This is a genomic window from Capnocytophaga ochracea DSM 7271 (assembly GCF_000023285.1).
Lineage (GTDB): Bacteria > Bacteroidota > Bacteroidia > Flavobacteriales > Flavobacteriaceae > Capnocytophaga > Capnocytophaga ochracea.
This window is the reverse complement of sequence record NC_013162.1, coordinates 818,000-837,426: the sequence shown is the minus strand read 5'-3', so window position 1 is coordinate 837,426 and position 19,427 is coordinate 818,000. Positions and strand designations below refer to the sequence as shown.

16 protein-coding genes and 1 pseudogene are annotated in these 19,427 nt (G+C 40.5%); 5 read left to right on the top strand and 12 right to left on the bottom strand.

What is annotated here, in order from left to right; translation table 11 throughout:
* Positions 1-7 precede the first annotated feature (7 nt).
* From COCH_RS03450 to COCH_RS12645, 7 genes and pseudogenes are all read right to left on the bottom strand, one after another.
* Positions 8-387: pseudogene (locus COCH_RS03450) on the bottom strand (Uma2 family endonuclease).
* 18 nt (positions 388-405) lie between these two features.
* Complete coding sequence (locus tag COCH_RS03445) at positions 406-1,320, bottom strand: restriction endonuclease (RefSeq protein ID WP_015781947.1); 915 nt, start codon at positions 1,318-1,320, stop codon at positions 406-408.
* Positions 1,321-1,491: 171 nt separating this feature from the next.
* Positions 1,492-2,616: a DegT/DnrJ/EryC1/StrS family aminotransferase gene (locus tag COCH_RS03440; RefSeq protein ID WP_015781946.1), complete on the bottom strand. Its 1,125-nt coding sequence runs from the start codon at positions 2,614-2,616 to the stop codon at positions 1,492-1,494.
* 24 nt (positions 2,617-2,640) lie between these two features.
* Positions 2,641-3,204: a GNAT family N-acetyltransferase gene (locus COCH_RS03435; RefSeq protein ID WP_015781945.1), complete on the bottom strand. Its 564-nt coding sequence runs from the start codon at positions 3,202-3,204 to the stop codon at positions 2,641-2,643.
* Positions 3,191-3,373 (bottom strand): hypothetical protein, encoded by a 183-nt coding sequence (locus tag COCH_RS03430; RefSeq protein WP_015781944.1) that lies wholly within the window; start codon positions 3,371-3,373, stop codon positions 3,191-3,193. Before COCH_RS03430 ends, COCH_RS03435 begins: the two co-directional genes overlap by 14 nt.
* A gap of 258 nt (positions 3,374-3,631) precedes the next feature.
* Positions 3,632-4,441, bottom strand: a complete 810-nt coding sequence (locus COCH_RS03425; RefSeq protein ID WP_015781943.1) for an RHS repeat domain-containing protein — start codon at positions 4,439-4,441, stop codon at positions 3,632-3,634.
* A 235-nt stretch (positions 4,442-4,676) separates the two neighbouring features.
* Positions 4,677-4,874 (bottom strand): phosphinothricin acetyltransferase, encoded by a 198-nt coding sequence (locus COCH_RS12645; protein WP_316899546.1) that lies wholly within the window; start codon positions 4,872-4,874, stop codon positions 4,677-4,679.
* Between the two features lie 700 nt (positions 4,875-5,574).
* Here COCH_RS12645 and COCH_RS03420 point away from each other — a divergent pair.
* Positions 5,575-6,267, top strand: coding sequence for a porin family protein (locus tag COCH_RS03420; RefSeq protein WP_015781942.1), 693 nt, complete (start codon positions 5,575-5,577; stop codon positions 6,265-6,267).
* Positions 6,268-6,328: 61 nt separating this feature from the next.
* On the opposite strand, the gene COCH_RS03415 is transcribed toward COCH_RS03420, so the two are convergent.
* A complete protein-coding gene (locus COCH_RS03415) occupies positions 6,329-7,294 on the bottom strand; it encodes a helix-turn-helix domain-containing protein (protein ID WP_015781941.1) in 966 nt (321 codons plus the stop codon).
* Positions 7,295-7,613: 319 nt separating this feature from the next.
* Here COCH_RS03415 and COCH_RS03410 point away from each other — a divergent pair, with 319 nt between their 5' ends.
* The 3 genes from COCH_RS03410 (at position 7,614) to COCH_RS03400 (ending at position 10,502) form a co-directional block, all read left to right on the top strand.
* Positions 7,614-8,417 (top strand): class I SAM-dependent methyltransferase, encoded by an 804-nt coding sequence (locus COCH_RS03410; RefSeq protein WP_015781940.1) that lies wholly within the window; start codon positions 7,614-7,616, stop codon positions 8,415-8,417.
* Positions 8,418-8,565: 148 nt separating this feature from the next.
* A complete protein-coding gene (locus tag COCH_RS03405; RefSeq protein WP_009418524.1) occupies positions 8,566-9,543 on the top strand; it encodes a pyruvate dehydrogenase complex E1 component subunit beta in 978 nt (325 codons plus the stop codon).
* A gap of 341 nt (positions 9,544-9,884) precedes the next feature.
* Complete coding sequence (locus COCH_RS03400; protein WP_015781939.1) at positions 9,885-10,502, top strand: 4'-phosphopantetheinyl transferase family protein; 618 nt, start codon at positions 9,885-9,887, stop codon at positions 10,500-10,502.
* A gap of 712 nt (positions 10,503-11,214) precedes the next feature.
* Here COCH_RS03400 and pgmB read toward each other — a convergent pair.
* Both pgmB and COCH_RS03385 read right to left on the bottom strand, forming a co-directional pair.
* Complete coding sequence (pgmB, locus tag COCH_RS03390) at positions 11,215-11,838, bottom strand: beta-phosphoglucomutase (RefSeq protein ID WP_009418959.1); 624 nt, start codon at positions 11,836-11,838, stop codon at positions 11,215-11,217.
* Positions 11,839-11,846: 8 nt separating this feature from the next.
* Positions 11,847-12,731 (bottom strand): NAD kinase, encoded by an 885-nt coding sequence (locus COCH_RS03385; protein WP_002674060.1) that lies wholly within the window; start codon positions 12,729-12,731, stop codon positions 11,847-11,849.
* A 255-nt stretch (positions 12,732-12,986) separates the two neighbouring features.
* Between COCH_RS03385 and COCH_RS03380 the strand changes: the two genes are divergently transcribed.
* Entirely contained in the window at positions 12,987-14,246 is a 1,260-nt protein-coding gene (locus tag COCH_RS03380; RefSeq protein ID WP_015781938.1) for a putative DNA modification/repair radical SAM protein, read from the top strand.
* Here COCH_RS03380 and COCH_RS03375 read toward each other — a convergent pair whose 3' ends face one another.
* Both COCH_RS03375 and COCH_RS03370 read right to left on the bottom strand, forming a co-directional pair.
* Positions 14,247-15,638, bottom strand: coding sequence for a RagB/SusD family nutrient uptake outer membrane protein (locus COCH_RS03375; RefSeq protein ID WP_015781937.1), 1,392 nt, complete (start codon positions 15,636-15,638; stop codon positions 14,247-14,249).
* A gap of 67 nt (positions 15,639-15,705) precedes the next feature.
* Positions 15,706-19,011 carry a SusC/RagA family TonB-linked outer membrane protein gene (locus COCH_RS03370; protein WP_015781936.1) on the bottom strand — a complete coding sequence of 1,102 codons (3,306 nt, stop codon included), beginning with the start codon at positions 19,009-19,011 and terminating at the stop codon, positions 15,706-15,708.
* Between the last annotated feature and the right edge of the window lie 416 nt (positions 19,012-19,427).

The following is a 19,427-nucleotide window of genomic DNA, read 5'->3' as shown; positions in this document are numbered from 1 at the left end:
TTGTTGTTTAAAAAATATCGTTAGTATGTAGTTTAAGAGTCGGAAATTTCTCCGAGGGGATATAATCATCTACTACATTGATAGGATTTTGGCACTTATCACCTTTCAGTATATAAACTAAAATATTTTGGTGATCGGGGTCAATAATCCAATATTCTGGTACTTTAGCTTCCTCATAAAGGGCATATTTGAACTTCATTTAAGAAACTGATAGAGCTCTCCTGCTAATTTCATTGATATTTCTTGATGTACTGCTGAAGGTGCAGACATTTTGAAGAGCTTTCCTTTAAAAAGTTCTACACGTTCTTTAAATTTCCACAATAGATAATCGGCATACGAGTATACTCCATATAGAGGGTCTAACTGGTTGATATTAGTGATTTCCATAAGGTTACTTTTAAGTTTTTATTTTTCAAAGTAATCAGTATCAATTTTTTTCACCTGATAATTTTCTACAACTGTTGTTCCTATTTCATATTCAATCATAAGTTTAGTAAGCGTTTTTCCATCAATAAGAACAACTTTTGGATCAATTGTCTTCACATATTCATAAGCATTATCGGAAAATTTACTTGTTGTGATAAAAACTCCTTTTTTTGCTCTTTGTCCATGTAAAGCTCCTACAAACTTTTGAACTTCAGGTCTTCCTATTGTAGTTTCTGTATCCCATTTTTTAGCTTGTAGATAGATAAGTTCTAACCCTAACTTATCTTCATTAATTATGCCATCTATTCCTTCATCATTTGTTCTTTTTACAGAATTTCCTTTTCTACTTTTTGCTCCTCCATATCCCATTTTTACCATTAGGTCTATAACTAAATCTTCAAAGAATTGCCAAGAATTTTCACGAACCTTTATCAATAACTCATGAGCTAATTCATCTTGTAACAGCTGATGAATATCTTCTAGTCTTTCAAAAGGTGTTTTATCTTCTATTAGATTTTCTTCTATACTTAATTGATTTAAAGAATCTCCATACTTAAAACTATGGAATTCAGGAATATTCTCTAAATCCTTAATTGTGATTTTTTTGTTGTTTTCTAACTTATTAAAGAACTCAACACCTTTTTTAGTAATCTTAAAATGAGATCGTTTAGTAGATTCTATAAGATTTGCTTTTGTAAAATAACTTTTTGTCCAATAAATTCGATTGTTGAATTTTGTTTGAGTACCACTTGGTACTTTTTCAGATTTATCATCCTCCGTTAATTTAAAATACTTTGTTAAGAAGTTTCTTAGCTCATCTATAGAATACTCCTTTTTATCTTTTATCATTAAAAAAGTAGGATAAAAAAAGGATTGGAAATCAGGTAATGCCATATTTAATCAATTTTTAATTGTTAATTTTTTAAAACATCTGAAAAAGTGATGTCTTGTTTTTAATTGTTATTGATTTTATAGACTTTGCCAAAGACCGTAGCACGGGTAGGTGTTAAGAACTTTGGCAAAGTGTGTAACGCAAATAACAGCCCGTCCTACCACGACCTACCACTACACTGTTTTCTTTATCAATTCTGTGATAAACGCTATTTGCTCATCGTCAAGCTCGGTGTGCATAGGCAGTGAGATGACTTCTTGTACTAATTTATTGGTAACACCAAAATCAGCTTCGTTATAAGAGCTACGAGTATAGGCTTTTTGGGCGTGCAATGGTATAGGGTAGTAAATACCAAAAGGCACTCCGTTTTCACCCAATACTTTAGCGAGTTCATCGCGTTTGCCATTGGTGATGCGGAGGGTATATTGGTGGAATACGTGGTCGTAACCTTTGGCGATTACAGGAGTAATGATATGAGGATTGCCTTTCAGCGCTTCCGTATATTTGCGAGCAGCTTCACGGCGGCGGGCGTTATAATCGTTTAGGTGAGGAAGTTTGGCGCGCAACACTGCCGCTTGTAAAGAGTCGAGACGTGAATTTACGCCTACTACATCGTGGTGATAACGCACGTACATACCGTGATTTACGATACCGCGAAGGGTGTAAGCAAGGTCGTCGTCGTTAGTGAAGATAGCCCCTCCGTCCCCGTAGCAACCGAGGTTCTTAGAAGGGAAGAAAGAAGTTGCCCCTACGTGACCAATAGTTCCTACTTTTTGTTTGTGTCCATCGGCAAAAGTGTAATCGGCACCAATGGCTTGCGCATTGTCTTCAATCACAAAGAGGTTATGTTTTTTAGCCAAAGCCATAATAGCTTCCATATTAGCTGGCTGACCGAACAAATGTACTGGCACTATGGCTTTCGTGCGAGGAGTAATAGCTTTTTCAATTGCCTCGATGTTGATGTCGAAAGTATCGTCGTATACATCTACCAATACAGGGGTGAGTTTCAGTAGGGCGATCACTTCCACAGTTGCAGCGAAGGTAAAATCGGCAGTGATAACTTCATCGCCTTCTTTGAGTCCGAGCCCCATCATTGCTATTTGTAGGGCATCAGTACCATTAGCGCAAGGGATTACGTGTTTTACCCCCATATAGTTTTCCAATTCCTTTTGAAAAGCTTGTACTTGGGGACCGTTGATAAAAGCTGTGGTGCTGAGTACTTCCTCAAAAGAGGCTTGTACGTCGTTTTTAATTCTTTCGTACTGACCTTGTAGGTCAACCATTTGTATTTTTTTCATATGTCGAATATTATTAATTGTTCGTTACAAAAAACTTATCAAATCAAGAAACATTAATCTTGTTTCTTCTCCTTCATCTAATTTCGTTAGAAATTCAAACCCTATCTTTTGATAGAAACTTACTGCTTGTGCATATGCATCAACTGTAATAAGGCGACAAGCCTCATCTTCATTCAAATCTACACAGTGATTGATAATAGTATCAATAATAATTCTTCCTAACCCTTTACCTTTAAAAGTTTTATCGATAGCCAATCTCCCTATTTTTAGAGAAGGAACGTTGTTTAAATGCCGTTTAGGATAGGGTAATAACTCTCTGCGAAATTTGTTATACTGACTTTTTGATGAGAACATCTCTTCTTTGAGTAACAGACTATCATTCAATAGACTGTAATAACCTAAAGTACGCTCATCATTTTCAATAACAAAAGTGGTGGCAAGTAATTGTTTTCGGTAAGGAACTGCTTCCTCAAAAAGAAACTCATTCAAATCGTCGTCTCCACAATCAAAAGGCTTTATTGTATGTCCTTCTTTAAGCCGAAAAAAAGATAAGCCTTTTAAAAGTTGTGCAAAATCATCTGCTTGCATTATCTCTATCGTCTTTAAAAATTGACTTCAATAGCATAGCATTCTTGCGAACGCTCTCACGTGTAATTCCTTTTTCAGCTAAGCTTCGTCTAAAACCTGCTAATTTTTTGTAGAACTCTATTACATCTTGCCCTTCTAATACAGGTGTTGGTTTTATTTCTCTTGCCATAATACTTAATTCTTAGTTTTTAATCCTTAATAGTTAGTGTTGCTTTGCCACGACTTTTGTCAAAGTCCTAATAGCCCGTCGCACTACGACTACGTAATGCCTACCGCGCCACAGTTCTATAGCCATTAAACACAGCCTTCCACAGTGCAAAGATACAAAAATATTTTGAATTATATAAAAATATCCCCCTTCTTAACACATAAGGGTTGACTCACCTTCGTAAGCCAACCCTTATGCTATTAAAAAAACTTCTTATTCCTAAAAATATTTCAACTTCTGTGTGAAAATCGTTACACGCTGACCGTCAACCGACATTGTTTTCTTTGTCCAGTTGTTCTTCTTGTCATACACAAACTCGTAAGTCTCTGTTTTAGTAACGTTACCATCTTTGTCAAAGTATTTAACCTCCACCTCATTGTCATTTTTGTCAAAAGCTGAAACAACTCTCTGTTTCAAAGCGTTATCTTTGTCAAACACTTGCTTTTCTACCATATTCCCTTTGGCATCGTAAGTATATACCGTTTTGCTAGTAAGCTCATCCTTTGTGTATTTAGACTCTTCCGATAATTTCCCCTCAGGAGTATACTTATAAGTCGTTTTATCTTGGCACATTCCTGCTATACAATCCGTGCGTTCTACAAGCTGATTCTGTTCGTTATAAACATTTATTCGGCTCATAAAAATATTCCCGTCGGGCGTCTCTACATCGTGCTTGGTAAGGTTCCCTTTTTCGTCATACTCATACACATTCTTAGAAAGCAACGTGTTCGAATCATCTCTCGAAGCCGACTCTATCATATTCCCGTCTTTGTCATACACATCCACGAATTTAATCGTCATTCCATTTTGCTTCGATTGCATTTTCACAACAGTTCCCTTTTTGTCAAACTGCGAAAAAAGCTCAGAGTTCATCGGTATTTCTTCTCCGTTTTCACCAATTTGAATACCCGATTGCACAACCGTTTTTACTTTCCCTTTCAGCTGAGCACGCTCCCAACCATTCTTTTTGTGACTCTGCCCAAAAGCGACAGTAGTAGCTAATAAGGCAATAGCTATGATTCTTTTCATAATAATGTTCTATTTAAAATAATACTTTTTTGGGGTGCAAAAGTACAAAAGATTTCTAAATGTACCAATACGCCATATCCACCTATTCACCAAAACTATGCCAAAACAAAGTAAAATGAGAATAATAAAGCCCCTCTTGTTATATTTATAACTAAATAACTGCCGTTTGTGCCTCTTTTAAAAAGAATTTTTCTATCCTTATTTAACCTCTATTTAATGTAATAAAACACTACTTTCAATCACCTGTCGTACTACTTTCAATCACCCATCGTGCTACGACCTCACCCCTTTCCCGTCGCCACATTCCCCCTTTGAAGATAGCCAGCGACAGCTGGGTATGTGCACCGCAAAAGCGGAGTATGTGTAAAAGGGGAGGTTTGTCTCCTTTTACAGCTTGTCCCCCTTCGGGGGTTCGGGGGCTTACCGAATAAATGACTCACCACATTCCCCTTTGAACGGAAGTCCGCGAGAGCGGAGTATGTGTAAAGGGAGAGGTTATCCCCTAGTGCCTAAGGCCTGAGGCCTATCACCTCTTCCCTTTTCTTTCGCCTCGAACCCCCGTTTTTACCATTTTTAGCCTTGTTGTATTATATTATGAATCAACTTTTTATATACCCTTCCTATACCAATCGTCCAAGATTCGTATAAGCTTCCTATAAGCTCTCTATAAGCTAACCCCACCCATCTTACACCCTTTTTTCATCAAAAACTCTCCCTTCCCTCTTCCGAACTCTTCCGATATTTTCCGAACCCCTCAACCCTTCCCCATTTGCTAATTTTTCCCCGCCTGCCGTGCTACGGCTGCCCGTGTGGCTCACACCTTTGGCAAAGTTGATTAATATGGTATTTTTGGCATTTCTGGTATTATCAGTATTATTGGCATTATTGGTATTATTAGTATTATTGGCATTATTGGCATTTACTCCATTTACTAACCTGTTAATTTCCTCATTCTCTCATTTCCAAATTTGCTAATTAAAATTTTTTATTTATCTTTGCAAAATAAAAACTCATCAGAAATCCAAGTTTTATATCACACTTCATTTAATTTACTATTCTACTACCCCTCTGAAAACTCTATGAGCTCAGAGATATTAATAACCATAAGTAAAAACCATTAAATCATATTACAAATGAAAAAAACATTTATTACTTTTGTTGTGGCAATTGCCACTATCATTACGGCTAACGCCCAAGAATTTAAAGTAGGTGCTAAAGCCGGCTTTTTGATGTCCAATGTTTCTGACCCTGAAACTTCAGTTTCAGTAGGAGGAGTTACAGGAACCGCCAAATTTAGTTCTTCTTACACCCCTGGGTTTCACTTCGGAGCTTTTATCGAATATGGCTTCAACGAACAATTATGGGTAGAAGCTGGCGTTGACTATGCTTTCCAAGGAGCTAATATCAATTCTTTAAGTGGTAGCATCAACAACATTTCGCTTGGAGAATTAGATATTAAGGACGGTAAATTGAAAATCGAGCAGTTCAACATTCCCCTTTGGATTAAATACGACTTCAACGGGTTCCGCCCTAAAATAGGGGTAAACTTAGGTTTTGTGTCAAAAGCTAAAGCCAGCGGTAAAGATAATTCGAGTTTTGGTTTTGTAAATGTAGACAATGAACCTTTAACTCTCGACAAGAAATTCGATTTAGGATTAGGCTTTGGTGCTGAATACAACTTCGATTCTGGTTTCTTTTTCGATGCTTCCTTTAATTTAGGTCTTACCGACTTATCGACTAAATCGTATTCAGAAAACGGATATAAACTTCCTACTTTGAATTTCAAAAACCGCGTATTCCAAGTAGGGGTAGGTTACAAGTTCTAGTAAGCCTTCATAGAAAAATTTTTATAAAAAAGACTGTCTAAAAACCATAGACAGTCTTTTTTTACCTCTTATTTCTTACCTCCTTTGCATTTCTACCAAACTTCTTCTTAAAGGCAGTCGAAAAATGCGATATATAATCATACCCACAGGTGAGGGCAATTTCACCTATACTCTTATCGGTGTGAAGGAGCAGTTGTTGTGCCAATTCCATTTTATAGTCGTATAGATAACCAAAAACAGTAGTGCCAAATACCTCTTTAAAACCATAACACAACTTCTTTTCGTTCACACCTACGGCACGTGCCAGTTCAGCTATCGAAGGCGTAACGTCCAACTGAGCCGTAAGGCGGTCGCGCACTTCGTACATCTTTCGTACGTCGGTTTGGGTTTTGCAGTATTGGTATACTTGTAGCTGTTGCTGTTCGTATTGATGTAATTGTAACAAAAAGAGTTCCTGCACTTTTAGGTCGGCATAAGGTCGTGCTGCCTTGCCCAAAAGAGAAGCGTGTTGCAGTTGGTCAAGAACAGTTTGCATAGCAAAGTCAGTAGGAAGTGATTGTTCAGGCGAAAGAATAAAGTTACCTCCTCGCTCATAGCGCTGGTACCACGCCATAAAAGTTTCGGGGTATTGGGTAGCTATTTGTGCAAATTGCTCAGCACTGATAGCAACCGTAATCACTTCTATAATATCACCTTTATGCAACAAGTCTTTGCCCAAGCATTCTTCTTTACCAAAAAAGATATTGTGAGTCCCCGCCTTACTGAAACAATTTTGCCCATCTACCTGCACCGTCATACCTTTGTGGGTTCGGGTTACGAAATAAAGACGCACTGAGGGGATATCCATACCTCCCTCAAAAGCCACATCTTCTTTCATTTGTGCTAGCCATCGGTAGTAAGTATGATTGCCTAAGGTTTGTTGTTCCAATCGGAACACCCCTATTTGTTCATTCACTCTTTCGTAATAATTTTGCACCTCTTCTTCGTTGGTTGCCAAAGGTAATGTTATTTCGTTTATCATATTCATCAGTCGTTTTTCACGTTCATAAGCCGTTTGCCGTCAGCACCACCGGCTGGCTACGAACAACTAATCACATTATTTGCTATTCAGATGTAAAACTTTGCTAAGGAAATTAAACAATCGTACTTCCTTTTTGCTGTATTTTTGCACTCTGAAACCTGTTGTTTAGAACAAAAGTAAATAATATGAATGTATTGACCAAATAAATTTGCTTTTTTGTTAATTATGAACAATATTTTTCACTTATTACTTATCACCTACCCTACCTTTCTATGATTAAATCACTTAAAATATAGAATATTATACAATAAATCCATCAACTAAAATGAACAAAATACCCGAAACAATGCTCATTACTTTATGGGCAAAAGCTACTGAAAATAAAGAACCTCAACCGCTGTTACGCGATGAGAAGGCTGCTGAGATTATAAACAAAATAGACTATGATTTTAGCCGATTCAAGAAAGCTAAATTCTCCCAAGCAGGCGTGTGTGTGCGCGCTCACCTGATAGACGAAGAAACACGTGCTTTTATAGAGCAACACCCCGATGCAGTAATAATACAATTGGGTACGGGTCTTGATGCTCGTTATGAGCGTTTGGGTTGTCCGGAACTTACCCATTGGTATGACCTCGATTTACCTGAGGTGATTGCTATCCGGCGTCAGTTTTTTGAGGAGAATGAAAGACGTAGTTTTTTAGAAATGTCTCTCTTTGATACCGAATGGATAGAGAAAGTAAAAGCTCACCACAAGCCTGTGCTCATTATTGTTGAGGGGGTACTGATGTATTTCCCTCCGTTTGAGGTAAAAGATTTTATGATACATCTCTGTGAAGCATTTACTGAGGCTACTCTTCTCTTCGATATGCTGGCTTACGCTTTGGTAGGACACGCTAAGAACCACGATACACTAAAAGCAATGGATAAAGACAGGCGCCCTGAATTTCAATGGAGTGAAAAGTATAGCGAGGCGATGGAGCAGTGGCACCCTAAGTTGCACGTGGCGAAAGAGTATTTTATGAGTAAGTACGACCAAGGACGCTACCCATTTATCTTCCGTATGCTATATAAGATTCCGTATTTTTATAGGCGATTTAACCAGAGAGTGGTGAGATTAGAGATAAGGTAAATAACATAATAAATATTTGATATATAATGTTTTAGATAATATATAGAAAATAAAAGTAGTAAAAAAATTAGGAGATTAAATAATTATTATTACTTTTGTGCTTTCAAAACAGAAATTTTAGTTATATACCTTATTTTAATAAATATAAATGAGAACAATACAATTTAGAGAAGCCGTTTGCGAAGCGATGAGTGAAGAGATGCGTCGCGACGAGTCTATTTATTTGATGGGTGAAGAGGTAGCCGAATATAATGGCGCTTACAAAGCCTCTAAAGGAATGCTCGATGAATTTGGGCCTAAACGTATTATTGATACCCCTATCGCTGAAGGTGGTTTTGCAGGTATCTCAGTAGGGGCTGCTATGAATGGTAACCGCCCTATTGTAGAGTTTATGACTTTCAACTTTTCATTAGTAGCGATTGACCAAATCATTAACAACGCGGCTAAAATGCGCCAGATGTCAGGAGGTCAGTTTAATATTCCTATCGTTTTTCGTGGTCCTACCGCTTCTGCTGGTCAGTTGGCGGCTACCCACTCTCAAGCTTTTGAGAACTGGTATGCTAACTGCCCTGGATTGAAAGTAGTAGTTCCTTCTACGCCTTACGATGCAAAAGGACTCTTGAAGTCGGCTATCCGTGATAACGACCCTGTTATCTTTATGGAATCTGAGCAAATGTACGGCGATAAAGGTGAAGTGCCAGAAGAAGAATACACTATTCCATTAGGCGTTGCCGATATCAAGCGTGCGGGTACTGATGTAACTATCGTTTCTTTCGGTAAAATTATTAAAGAAGCGCATAAAGCTGCTGATATTTTAGCCAAAGAAGGTATTGAGTGTGAAATCATCGACTTGCGTACTGTACGTCCGCTTGACTTTGACACGGTATTCGCATCGGTTAAGAAAACTAATCGCTTAGTGATTTTGGAAGAAGCGTGGCCTTTTGCCAGTGTATCTTCTGAAATTACTTATCAAGTACAAGAGCACATCTTCGATTATCTCGATGCGCCTGTACAACGCATTACTACCACTGATACGCCAGCACCATTCTCTTCAGAGCTTTTGAAAGAGTTTTTGCCAAATGCTGACGACGTAGTAAAAGCAGTAAAAAAAGTACTTTATAAATAAGAATTTGCTATCATTTTTATTTTTTTAAAAGTTATATTTTATTTTTTAGTCTTCACGATTTTTCCTCATCGTGAAGACTTTTTTTCGTTTAAGAGCGTTAATCTTTTGTTAAACTTTTGATAGGAAAGCAAAAGAATAAAAGTTATGTTTGTAACACAAATTAACGTCTTCATTGTTTATGAACTATTAAAATGATGCTAAATAAGCTCATTATAAGGGCGTTGTTTTAACATATTATTGATTTCTGAAAGAAAAGAAAAAGATACAGAGGTGGTTTATATAACTTGTAAGAATTAAGAATTTTTCAGTATCTTTGTGCGAAATTTGGAGGGGAATTATATATGCCATTAGAGAGCACCATAAAAGTAGATAAAAAAACCACCTTGTACATTTGGGAGGTAAGGGAGGAGCTTGCTGTGTTGGAAGAAGAAACTCCTCTTACTCCTGAACAAAAGGAGAGTTACAATGCTATTAGCAATGAGAGGGCTAAAAAGAACTTTTTAGCCACGCGTTTATTGCTAACTCAGTTAGGACACGCCCCCAATTCTTTGCATTACAATGCTTACGGGAAGCCTTTTTTAAAGGGAAAAGATTTTATTTCAATTAGTCATTCGTTTGATAAGGTTGTGGTGATGATAAGTAATAAACCTGTGGGGGTGGATATTGAGAAGAAACGAGAGAAAATATTGCGTATCGCACATAAATTCACTCAATGGAATTACCGTTCAGCGGATTACTCGATTCAGAACATCATTCAGAAACTTACAATGACGTGGTGTGCCAAAGAAGTAGGTTTTAAAATTCACAACAAACCTACTCTTACCCTAAACGATGTGAGGGTAAAAGACTTTTTTCCTAATGACAAGGAGACGGATATTAAGATAGGGAACACTATGTATAAGGTCTTTTTTGTTTTGATAGAAGATTTTGTTTTAGGATATTGCAAAGCCAATAAATAAACGTTTTGGTTATATACAAGAACAAATGGTAGATTTTGTAGTTGTACAAAGTTTGCCATTTGTTTTTTTATGTTAATGAATGTGAGTTGGGCGTAAATCTCAGAAATTAGAAAATTTGGAAATTAGGAAATGAGAAAATGGGTGCGAGGTTGAGTTAGAGGAATGAGGCTGTGCCTCAGAAATTAAACAAATTTTAAACAAAATCAAGGCTACGCCTTGTAAACCAGCGGAGGAATTGTCTGTTTATTCAACTTTGGCAAAATTTAAAACTTTGCCAAAGTTTGAGATGAAAAAGCGACGTGTTGAGACTATTAGGGGTGTTCGGAAAGAAACGGAAAAGTTCGGAAGAGAGGCGAGAGGGGTTTTGATGAAAAAAGGGTGTAAGAAGGGTGGGGTTAGCTTATAGAGAGCTTATAGGAAGCTTATACGAATCTTGGAAGATTGGTATAGGAAGGGTATATAAATAATTGATTAATAGTATAATACAACAAGGCTAAAAATGGTAAAAACGGGGTTTCGAGGCGAAAGAAAGAGAATCCTCACCCCGTTCACATACTTTCCTATTCGGAGACTTCTCCCAAGGAGAGGGGGAATGTGGAGACGGAAAGGAGAAGGGATAATTAGAGAATTAGGAAATTTGGAAATGGGAAAATTAGGAAATTAGTTGGAGAGACTCTGAGAGACTTCTCCAACTATTGGCTACATTGGGTGCTTATATCTTCATATTTAAAAAGTTGGGAATCACGGTATCAGCGGCTTTAAGGACTTCGGGATTGCCGACTCCTATTACTTTCATTCCGGCACTCTTGGCGGCTTGTACGCCTGCGGGAGCGTCTTCGAATACGCAACAATCAGCAGGGGGAAGCCCTAAACCTTCGGCGGCTTTGAGGAATACTTCGGGGTCGGGTTTGGCTTTGCTTACCATTGTGCCATCGACAATAGCATCGAATAGGGGGAGAATGCCGGTGCGCTCCAACACTAAACGGGCATTACGACTTGCGGAGCCCAAGGCTATCTTTTTGTGATGGGCTTTGAGGAGCTGTAAGAAGTTTAACACACCAGGGAGTAACTCGGAGCTATCGATACTACTGATTTGCTCTAAGTACAATTTGTTTTTGCGCAAGGCGGTATCGGTAAAGTCGGTTTCGGAGAGTGTTTTGCCTGCCCATTGGAGGATTTGGTGCAACGAGACTTCGCGCCCGATGCCTTTCAGCTGTTCGTTATGCTGAGGAGTGAGCTCAAAATTGAATTCTTTGGCAATGGTTTTCCACGCGATATAGTGGTATTTTGCGGTGTCGACGAGCACACCATCTAAGTCGAAAATATATCCTTTCATTTTTTTAGTTACTTGTTACGTCGGTCTTCACCCCAGAGTAGTTTATAGCGCAGGGTGTTTATAAAGCTGTCTCCGTCGAGGCGTATCATTTTCACGACAAAGGGAGCTTTACGGACTATAATGGAGTGTTTGTTAGCAATGGGCTTGATATGTGAGTCGAGCGACATTAAAAACTTCTTTTCTCTGCCTGATACAGTGAGTTTTACTTCGGTATCTTCGGGGATTACCAGTGGGCGCGCATTGAGGTTGTGAGGGGCGATGGGGGTAATCACAAAGTTTTTGGCGGTAGGGAGTATTACAGGTCCGCCGCAGCTAAGAGAGTAGCCTGTGGAGCCTGTGGGGGTGGAGATGATGAGCCCGTCAGCCCAATAGGAGGAGAGGAAATCGCCGTTGAGTTCAGTATCGATAGTAATCATAGAGGCGGTATCTTTACGAGTAAAGGTTATTTCGTTCAGAGCGAAGTTCACAGGGGCTACGGGTTCGCCTGTATCGGCGTAAACGGCTTCGATAACGGAGCGTTCTACTACTTTGTAATTTCGTTCGCGGAGTTGTGTTAGTACGTTTTTCAGGTCGTCTTTATGGGCATTTGCCAAGAAGCCCAAGCGTCCTGCATTGATACCGAGAATGGGGATTTGCAGGTTTCGTACATAAGTAACCCCTTTGAGCAATGTGCCGTCGCCACCAATAGTGAGCATTACATCGTAAGAGGAGTTGAGGTCTTCGAAGGAAGCAAAAGATTTTGCTTTGAGGAATTGCTCGGAGCGATCGTTGAGGTCGCTGAGGATTTCGCGTTCTATAAACACCTTATCGGAGGGCAATAGAAGGGTAAAAAGCTCATTGAGAATGGCTTCGTTTTCCTCGGAGTACTGACGTATGTAAATAGCAATCTTCATTTTAAGCAGAAAACTAAGAAATTTTGGCAAAGATACAACTTTTGAAGAAAAGGAGGGTATTTAAGAGGTTTTATTTTGGGTTGGGCGAGGGGAATTAAACCTTTAAAGAAGTATGGTTTACGTTATAGAAGTTGAATAAAAATTAAGGCTTCACTTTGTGAAATTGGCGAGTTATTTTGCTTATTGTTTTTTCTTGTTTATCTCAGAAAAAGTAGTACATTTGCACTCGTGATTCGTTATACTAAAATAAATTAAATGGATTTTGAACGTATCAAAGAAAAGCTGGCTATCCTTGCCGATGCTGCCAAATACGACGTGTCTTGCTCGAGTAGTGGGAGTGCTCGTAAGGCGGTGAAAGGTGAATTGGGCAACGCTGCGAACTTCGGTATCTGCCACTCGTTTACTGAGGACGGCAGGTGTATTTCTTTGCTCAAAATCTTACTTACGAACCACTGTATCTACGATTGTATTTATTGTGTGTCGCGACGCAGTAACGATATACAGCGCGCTGCTTTTAGTGTGCAGGAAGTGGTAGACCTTACTATTAATTTCTACCGACGGAATTACATCGAGGGGCTGTTTTTGAGTTCGGGAGTGTTCAAAGACCCTAATACTACGATGGAACGATTGGTGCGTGTGGCTAAGAAGTTGCGGACAGAAGAGCGCTTTAACGGTTATATTCACCTGAAAACAATACCTGGGGCAAGCGAAGAACTGATTCACGAAGCAGGACTTTATGCGGACCGTTTGTCGGTCAATCTTGAAATACCTACCAAAGAGGGGTTGAAACTGCTTGCGCCAGAGAAAGACCACCGGCAGATGCTTACCCCGATGCAACAGGTGAAAAACGAGTTGGCAATGCATTCGCTTGAGAAGAAGAAGTTTAAGCATACGCCTAAGTTTGCGCCTGCCGGACAGACCACCCAAATGATTATAGGCGCGACTGACGAAACCGACCATAAGATTATAAAGGTTGCCAGCTATATGTATGACAAGCTTGAAATGAAGCGAGTGTATTATTCGGGTTATGTGCCGGTATTGCAGGACAGTAGGTTACCGTCTATCCACAGCCAAGTGCCCATAGTGAGAGAAAACCGCCTATACCAAGCCGATTGGCTGATGCGTTACTACGGCTTTGCTCCTGATGAGATTTTAGATGCTCGGCAACCGTTCCTCGATTTGGAGATAGACCCTAAATTAGCGTGGGCATTGCGTCACCCTCATCTTTTTCCCGTAGATGTGAACACGGCTCCGCGTGAAATGCTCTTGCGCGTTCCGGGGGTGGGAGTACGGTCGGTACAGAAGATACTTGCGGCGCGTACTTTTCAGAAGCTCACGTATTACTCGCTCAAACAGATAGGGGTAACCTTAAACAGAGCAAAATACTTCATTACTTGTAGCGGGGCTACGCCGTTGGCAGGCACTATGGAGCCCTCCAAACTTCGCCATTTGCTTATCGCTAATAGCCACAACAAGCATAAGGAGCTTTTCGGTGGGCAGTTATCGTTATTCTGATTAATAATTCTGTGTAAGCGATGGGTTCTTCTCCATTACGTCCTTAGGAAAGGGAACGATGTACATAGGCGAATTGGGAGGCAGGGTATAGGTGCGTTGCGGTACAGTGGTATTCACCAGAGGGAAGGTGCGTTGCAAGGTTTTGGCATAAGCACTCTCGGTGTTCAATCGTTTTAAATCGAAAAAGCGATTAAAGCCCATAGCGAGCTCTCTACGGCGCTCGTCGATGATGAGCTTTACGGTCTCCTCAGTAGTAGCAGGGGTAGCGAGGGTCGCACCACTGCCTTTTATGCGTTTGCTACGGAGGATATTTATGGTTTGCATCGCCCCACTGAGGTTGCCTAAGCGCGCTTTGCACTCGGCTAAAGTAAGGTACATCTCACCTGTTTTCATTCCTACGGTAGGGTAGAAGAACTTAGTGGCGAGCATATCCCAGTTGGCAGTACCCGAACCTTTATCGTTATAACGGTGGTTCTTATTGAAAAAGAGCTTGAAGCGCATATCGTTTGTTGCATCAAAAAGGTTGCAAAACTCAGGACTTACCGGGTAGATGTACCAAATGTTCATCTCGGTATGTCCGTTCATATAGGCTAAGTTGAGCACTTCGGGGTTTTTATCTACCGTGATAGGGGTAGGATTCGCCTCATAAGCCACCATATCTATCAGTTGGTTGTTGTACGACAGACTCTTTTGGGCTGCTGCTAATGCCTGCTGATATTCTCTTCTGAATAGGTGCACTCTGGCTTTCAAGGCATAGCCAAAAGCTAATGAGGGGTGATATACATTCACAGGGTGTTTTTGCAAAAGGGGCAACGCCGCCTCGATATCTTCTTGAATAAAGTCATACACTTCTTTTACGGTAGCTTTGGTAGGGTGAGCTTCTAAGTCGAATTCACGCATTAGGCACACGCCACCATCGGTAGCTGCTGTGGTAGGGTCGTAGCCTTTGGCGTAAACGTTTACCAGCATAAAATAGTCAAAAGCTCTTAGCAAGCGGGCTTCGGCTTTGGCACGTGCTTTTAGTGAGGCATCGCCTTTGGCATTATCAACGGTAGTAATAATCATATTCCACCTACCTATATAGCTGTATACATTGTTATAAAAGGGTGACGACTCGATGTAATCGGCACGTGGGGCACTTTCTTCGTAATAAAAATTAATACTGTTCAGGTCGGGTGTCTTACCGATGATACTACTCTCCTTCACCCAATTGTCGTCTACCAGAGTGCGGAAGTTAAAAGGAGGGTAGTTTTTAGTGGGGAGTACTACCAAATCATAGTATTCCTCGGCGGTGTTGATAATCTTTTCACCTTTGGGAGTGAGGTCGGTGTATTTGTCACAAGCGCTGAAAGTCAACGTTATGAATATTATTGTGCTTATGATTCTTTTCATTGTAAAATAATTAAGGTATACAAACTGCCTACTAGCTACGACTAACTGCCTGCCGTGCTACGGCCGACTAAAAACTAAATGATATACCGAAAAACGCTGCTGTTGCTACGGGCAAAGCGCGACTTCCAGAGTTGAGGTGATAGGTTTCGGGGTCTATATCGTCGCCAGCAGCACACCAAGTGATTAGGTTGTTGAGCTGAGCGGTGATTTTAGCCTCTTGTAAGCGCAATTTCTCGCAAATGTTTTTAGGAATATAACACGAAAATAACACATTGCGCCATTTGATATAATCGGCGTTTACCACCTGATTGTCGCCGAGTTGCCAAAGAGTATTCACCGTATTAGCAGTACGTCTCAAAGTCGCTGGATAGTCGAACGACATACGGGGCATATCAGTGGGGTTCGTAGCTGTCCAACGTTGGGTAATATCGCGATGGGTTTCGTTTTCTTGATTGATGGAATAAGTGTCTTTGCGAAGTTTATGTCCACCCGCATACACGAACATCGTACCGAGCTCAAAAGCCTTATAGCGCAGTTGCAAGCTAAGGGCTCCGTTAAAGGTGGGGTTCATCGTTCCTAATCTTACGAGGGCATCTTCGCTTTTGATATCTTTAATAGTGGGCACACCATTGGCGTCGAAAGTGGTATTAGGGTTGCCGTTTTCGTCTAAATAAATAGGGTAGCCATTGGTGGTTTCCTTGTACCGATAGGCATAAAGCGAGTTAAAGTCGTCTCCTTGTTTGTAATAACGCAAGGGGTTACGAGCGTATTCCACGGCATTAGTAGGCTTGCTACTCACTTTCTCAATGGTATTTTTGTTGTAGGCAAAAGTAGTTCTTACAGTAAGTTGCAAATCTTTGGCTAATTCACGCGTAGCATTCAAACTCACTTCTATTCCTTTATTCAGTAAAGCTCCGTTATTGATGAGTCGTCTTTGAGCACCTACGGTAGGGTCGAGTTCAGTGAGTACCAACAGGTCAGAACTGTAACGACGATAAAGGTCGATACTTCCTGAGAGCCAATACCACATACCGAAGTCAATACCTAAATTGGTGGTTTCAGTCTTTTCCCAACGTAATTTAGGGTTAGGCAAATCGGTATCGTTGAACTGTAAATACTGTTGGTTAGGGTAAGCGCCTCGCACATCGGTAAGCAAATGTCCGCGTAAGAAAGGCGTAGTAGTTTGGTCTACATTACCACTGACACCATAGGTAAGGCGCAGTTTTAGCAAGTTTACTACATTACCATAGAAGAAATCTTCGCGATGCAAATTCCAGCTACCGCCTACTGACCATAGCGGACGGTATTTGTACTTGGGGTCTGCCCCAAACATATCAGCTTGGTCTACGCGCACACTCCCTGTGAGGTTGTATTTCTGACGGTATGAATAGCCCAACGTGCTATAAAAAGAGATAAAGCGGTGTTTGGTTTCGCTTTGCTGATTACGGCTTAGCGATAGCGACTGCCTGCCGTAAAGATAGCTAGTAACACCAGGATTGTAGAGGTCTTTCCAGTTCAGGGTAGGGAAGGAGAGCGTTTGCTCGTCGTAACCATATTGCATTTCCTTAGTATTGCGCGGGGTGTAGTGCTGACGCATCTCGAAGCCCAATAGCGCTGTCACATTGTGTGCCTCCGCAAAAGTGCGATTGAAATCCAACTGCTGACGGAAGGTATAATGCTGTGTCTGCCCTTTCTCCTGTTCGTAATAACCGCCTTCGGGCAGTTCAGAAGAGAATTTTTGAGTAGTAGCATCTTGTTTTACCAATTGGTTGTGGCGCAAACGCATATAATAAGTGTCTTTTCCAAAGAAAGTTTCACTGTTGTGAGTGTTTAACTCATATTGAAAATAGCTTTGGTATTGCAAACCTTTGATGATAGATACTTGCAGATTTGCAAACGGACGCAAACTGAGGTTGTACTGTTTTTGATGTTCTTGCGCTATCGATTCCAATAAATTGAAGCTATACGAGCGGAAAGCATCATTGTCCGCAATTTGTTCTAAAATATGTCCGTTTATGGGGGCAACTAAATTAAAACCCGCATACGGATTCGTTCCCAATAGCCGAGTGTAACGCGGTTGCTTTAAGTAATCGGTATACAAATTCCGCACTTGTTCAGCTACGGCATCAACAGCGGTATATCTGCCATTCACCCCTATGGTGCTTTTTAGCCAAGGCGTGAGCTGGTAAGTGTTTTTTAAATAAAGGTTCAGAGCGCGCGTCTTTTCGGTAACGATACGCTCATCGGTGTCTTCATATTGCAACGAAGCGTAATTCTGACTGCGGTTATTACCACTTTCTACGCTTATATTGTAGCGTTTGCTGATGATAGGTTGCCACACATAACGCTTGAAGTCGCGAAGGTAATCGCGGTTGCGCCACTCGTTAAGCGTGCTGTTCACCTCTTGCTGGCTGAGTTTTCCTTTGGCTTGGTCGCGGTATAGCTGGAAGAGAGGCGAGTAATACCTCACTGTTTGCCTGCCCCCAATTTCTCCGTAGGAAGCAAAAAGGTCATCTACATTGCCATTGCTATCAGCCAATTTGCTTTGGTAGAAAGCCGTTTCGAGGTCGATAAGGTCGGACGTCGAAGCGTAGCGCATACGGCTCATATTGGGTTTAAAAGTATAGAACAGGTCGGTATGCACGTTGATACGCAAACCATTCTGTAAGCCCTTTTTGGTGACAATCACAATCACCCCATTGGCAGCGCGCACCCCGTAGATAGCCGTCGCAGCAGCGTCTTTCAGTACCGTTACCGACTCGATATCTTTGGGGTTGATATCCTCTAATGGCGTATCGGTAGGGATATCGTCAATCACCACCAAAGGCGAATAGCCCACATTGCCCGAAAAAGTACCTACCCCGCGCAGTATAGGCACCTCTTTCCCTGTAAAAGGGTCTTTTGTAAAGCGCACACCTGCTATTTGTCCCTCAATAGCTTCTTGTACGGTTCTATTAAGCTGACGGTTGAGCTGGTCTGTCCTTATTTTGGTATAAGCCGAAGTAGTTTGCTCTTTGTGAAGATTTTGGTAGCCCGTAGCTACTACATCGGTAGAACTTAAAGTGATAATCTCCGGTTCCAAATGCACTTTTAAGAAGGGTTGTTCAGCCGAAACGGTAAATTCACGAGATTTCATACCTAAGTACGAAATCCTTATCACTTCTCCTGCTTTTGCAGAGATCCGAAATTCCCCTTTGATATCGGTAAGGGTTCCCATAGATAGCAGTATATTGTCGTTTTTAACTACTACTGCTGCACCTTCCAAAGGGTGGTTTGTCACATCGGTTACTTTGCCCGATACACTAATCATTTGGGCGAAAGCGCCCACAAAACAGCAGAGGAAGAACCCCCACGCTATTACATATTTTTTCATAAACAGTCTTATTGGTAAACAATACCTCTTATATACATTTTATATACATTAATAAAGTCATCACTCTCGTCCCACTCCTCCCATAACTCTGACAGGTCAAAAAACTATCTTTCAATCCTTTTTCCACCACCACACTCCCACTAAACTCCTCCCACAAATTTTCTAATTTCCAAATTTTCTAATTTACTAATTCCTTTTTCCGTCACCACATTCCCCCTTTGAATGGAAGTCCGCGAGAGCGGAGTATGTGAATAGGGAGATATTTTCATCATATTTCCTTCGTCATTCGTCTCTCGTCATTCGTCATTAATTCCTTTTTCTTTCGCCTCGAAACCCCGTTTTTAACATTTTTAGCCTTGTTGTATTATAGTATAAATCAATTATTTATATACCCTTCCTATACCAATCGTCCAAGA

What these genes read in the sequence shown, in the direction of transcription:
- COCH_RS03445 (WP_015781947.1), bottom strand. Translation starts at nt 1,320, where the DNA reads ATGGCATTACCTGATTTCCAATCCTTTTTTTATCCTACTTTTTTAATG.
- COCH_RS03440 (WP_015781946.1), bottom strand. Translation starts at nt 2,616, where the DNA reads ATGAAAAAAATACAAATGGTTGACCTACAAGGTCAGTACGAAAGAATT.
- COCH_RS03435 (WP_015781945.1), bottom strand. Translation starts at nt 3,204, where the DNA reads ATGCAAGCAGATGATTTTGCACAACTTTTAAAAGGCTTATCTTTTTTT.
- COCH_RS03430 (WP_015781944.1), bottom strand. Translation starts at nt 3,373, where the DNA reads ATGGCAAGAGAAATAAAACCAACACCTGTATTAGAAGGGCAAGATGTA.
- COCH_RS03425 (WP_015781943.1), bottom strand. Translation starts at nt 4,441, where the DNA reads ATGAAAAGAATCATAGCTATTGCCTTATTAGCTACTACTGTCGCTTTT.
- COCH_RS03420 (WP_015781942.1), top strand. Translation starts at nt 5,575, where the DNA reads ATGAAAAAAACATTTATTACTTTTGTTGTGGCAATTGCCACTATCATT.
- COCH_RS03415 (WP_015781941.1), bottom strand. Translation starts at nt 7,294, where the DNA reads ATGAATATGATAAACGAAATAACATTACCTTTGGCAACCAACGAAGAA.
- COCH_RS03410 (WP_015781940.1), top strand. Translation starts at nt 7,614, where the DNA reads ATGAACAAAATACCCGAAACAATGCTCATTACTTTATGGGCAAAAGCT.
- COCH_RS03405 (WP_009418524.1), top strand. Translation starts at nt 8,566, where the DNA reads ATGAGAACAATACAATTTAGAGAAGCCGTTTGCGAAGCGATGAGTGAA.
- COCH_RS03400 (WP_015781939.1), top strand. Translation starts at nt 9,885, where the DNA reads ATGCCATTAGAGAGCACCATAAAAGTAGATAAAAAAACCACCTTGTAC.
- pgmB (WP_009418959.1), bottom strand. Translation starts at nt 11,838, where the DNA reads ATGAAAGGATATATTTTCGACTTAGATGGTGTGCTCGTCGACACCGCA.
- COCH_RS03385 (WP_002674060.1), bottom strand. Translation starts at nt 12,731, where the DNA reads ATGAAGATTGCTATTTACATACGTCAGTACTCCGAGGAAAACGAAGCC.
- COCH_RS03380 (WP_015781938.1), top strand. Translation starts at nt 12,987, where the DNA reads ATGGATTTTGAACGTATCAAAGAAAAGCTGGCTATCCTTGCCGATGCT.
- COCH_RS03375 (WP_015781937.1), bottom strand. Translation starts at nt 15,638, where the DNA reads ATGAAAAGAATCATAAGCACAATAATATTCATAACGTTGACTTTCAGC.
- COCH_RS03370 (WP_015781936.1), bottom strand. Translation starts at nt 19,011, where the DNA reads ATGAAAAAATATGTAATAGCGTGGGGGTTCTTCCTCTGCTGTTTTGTG.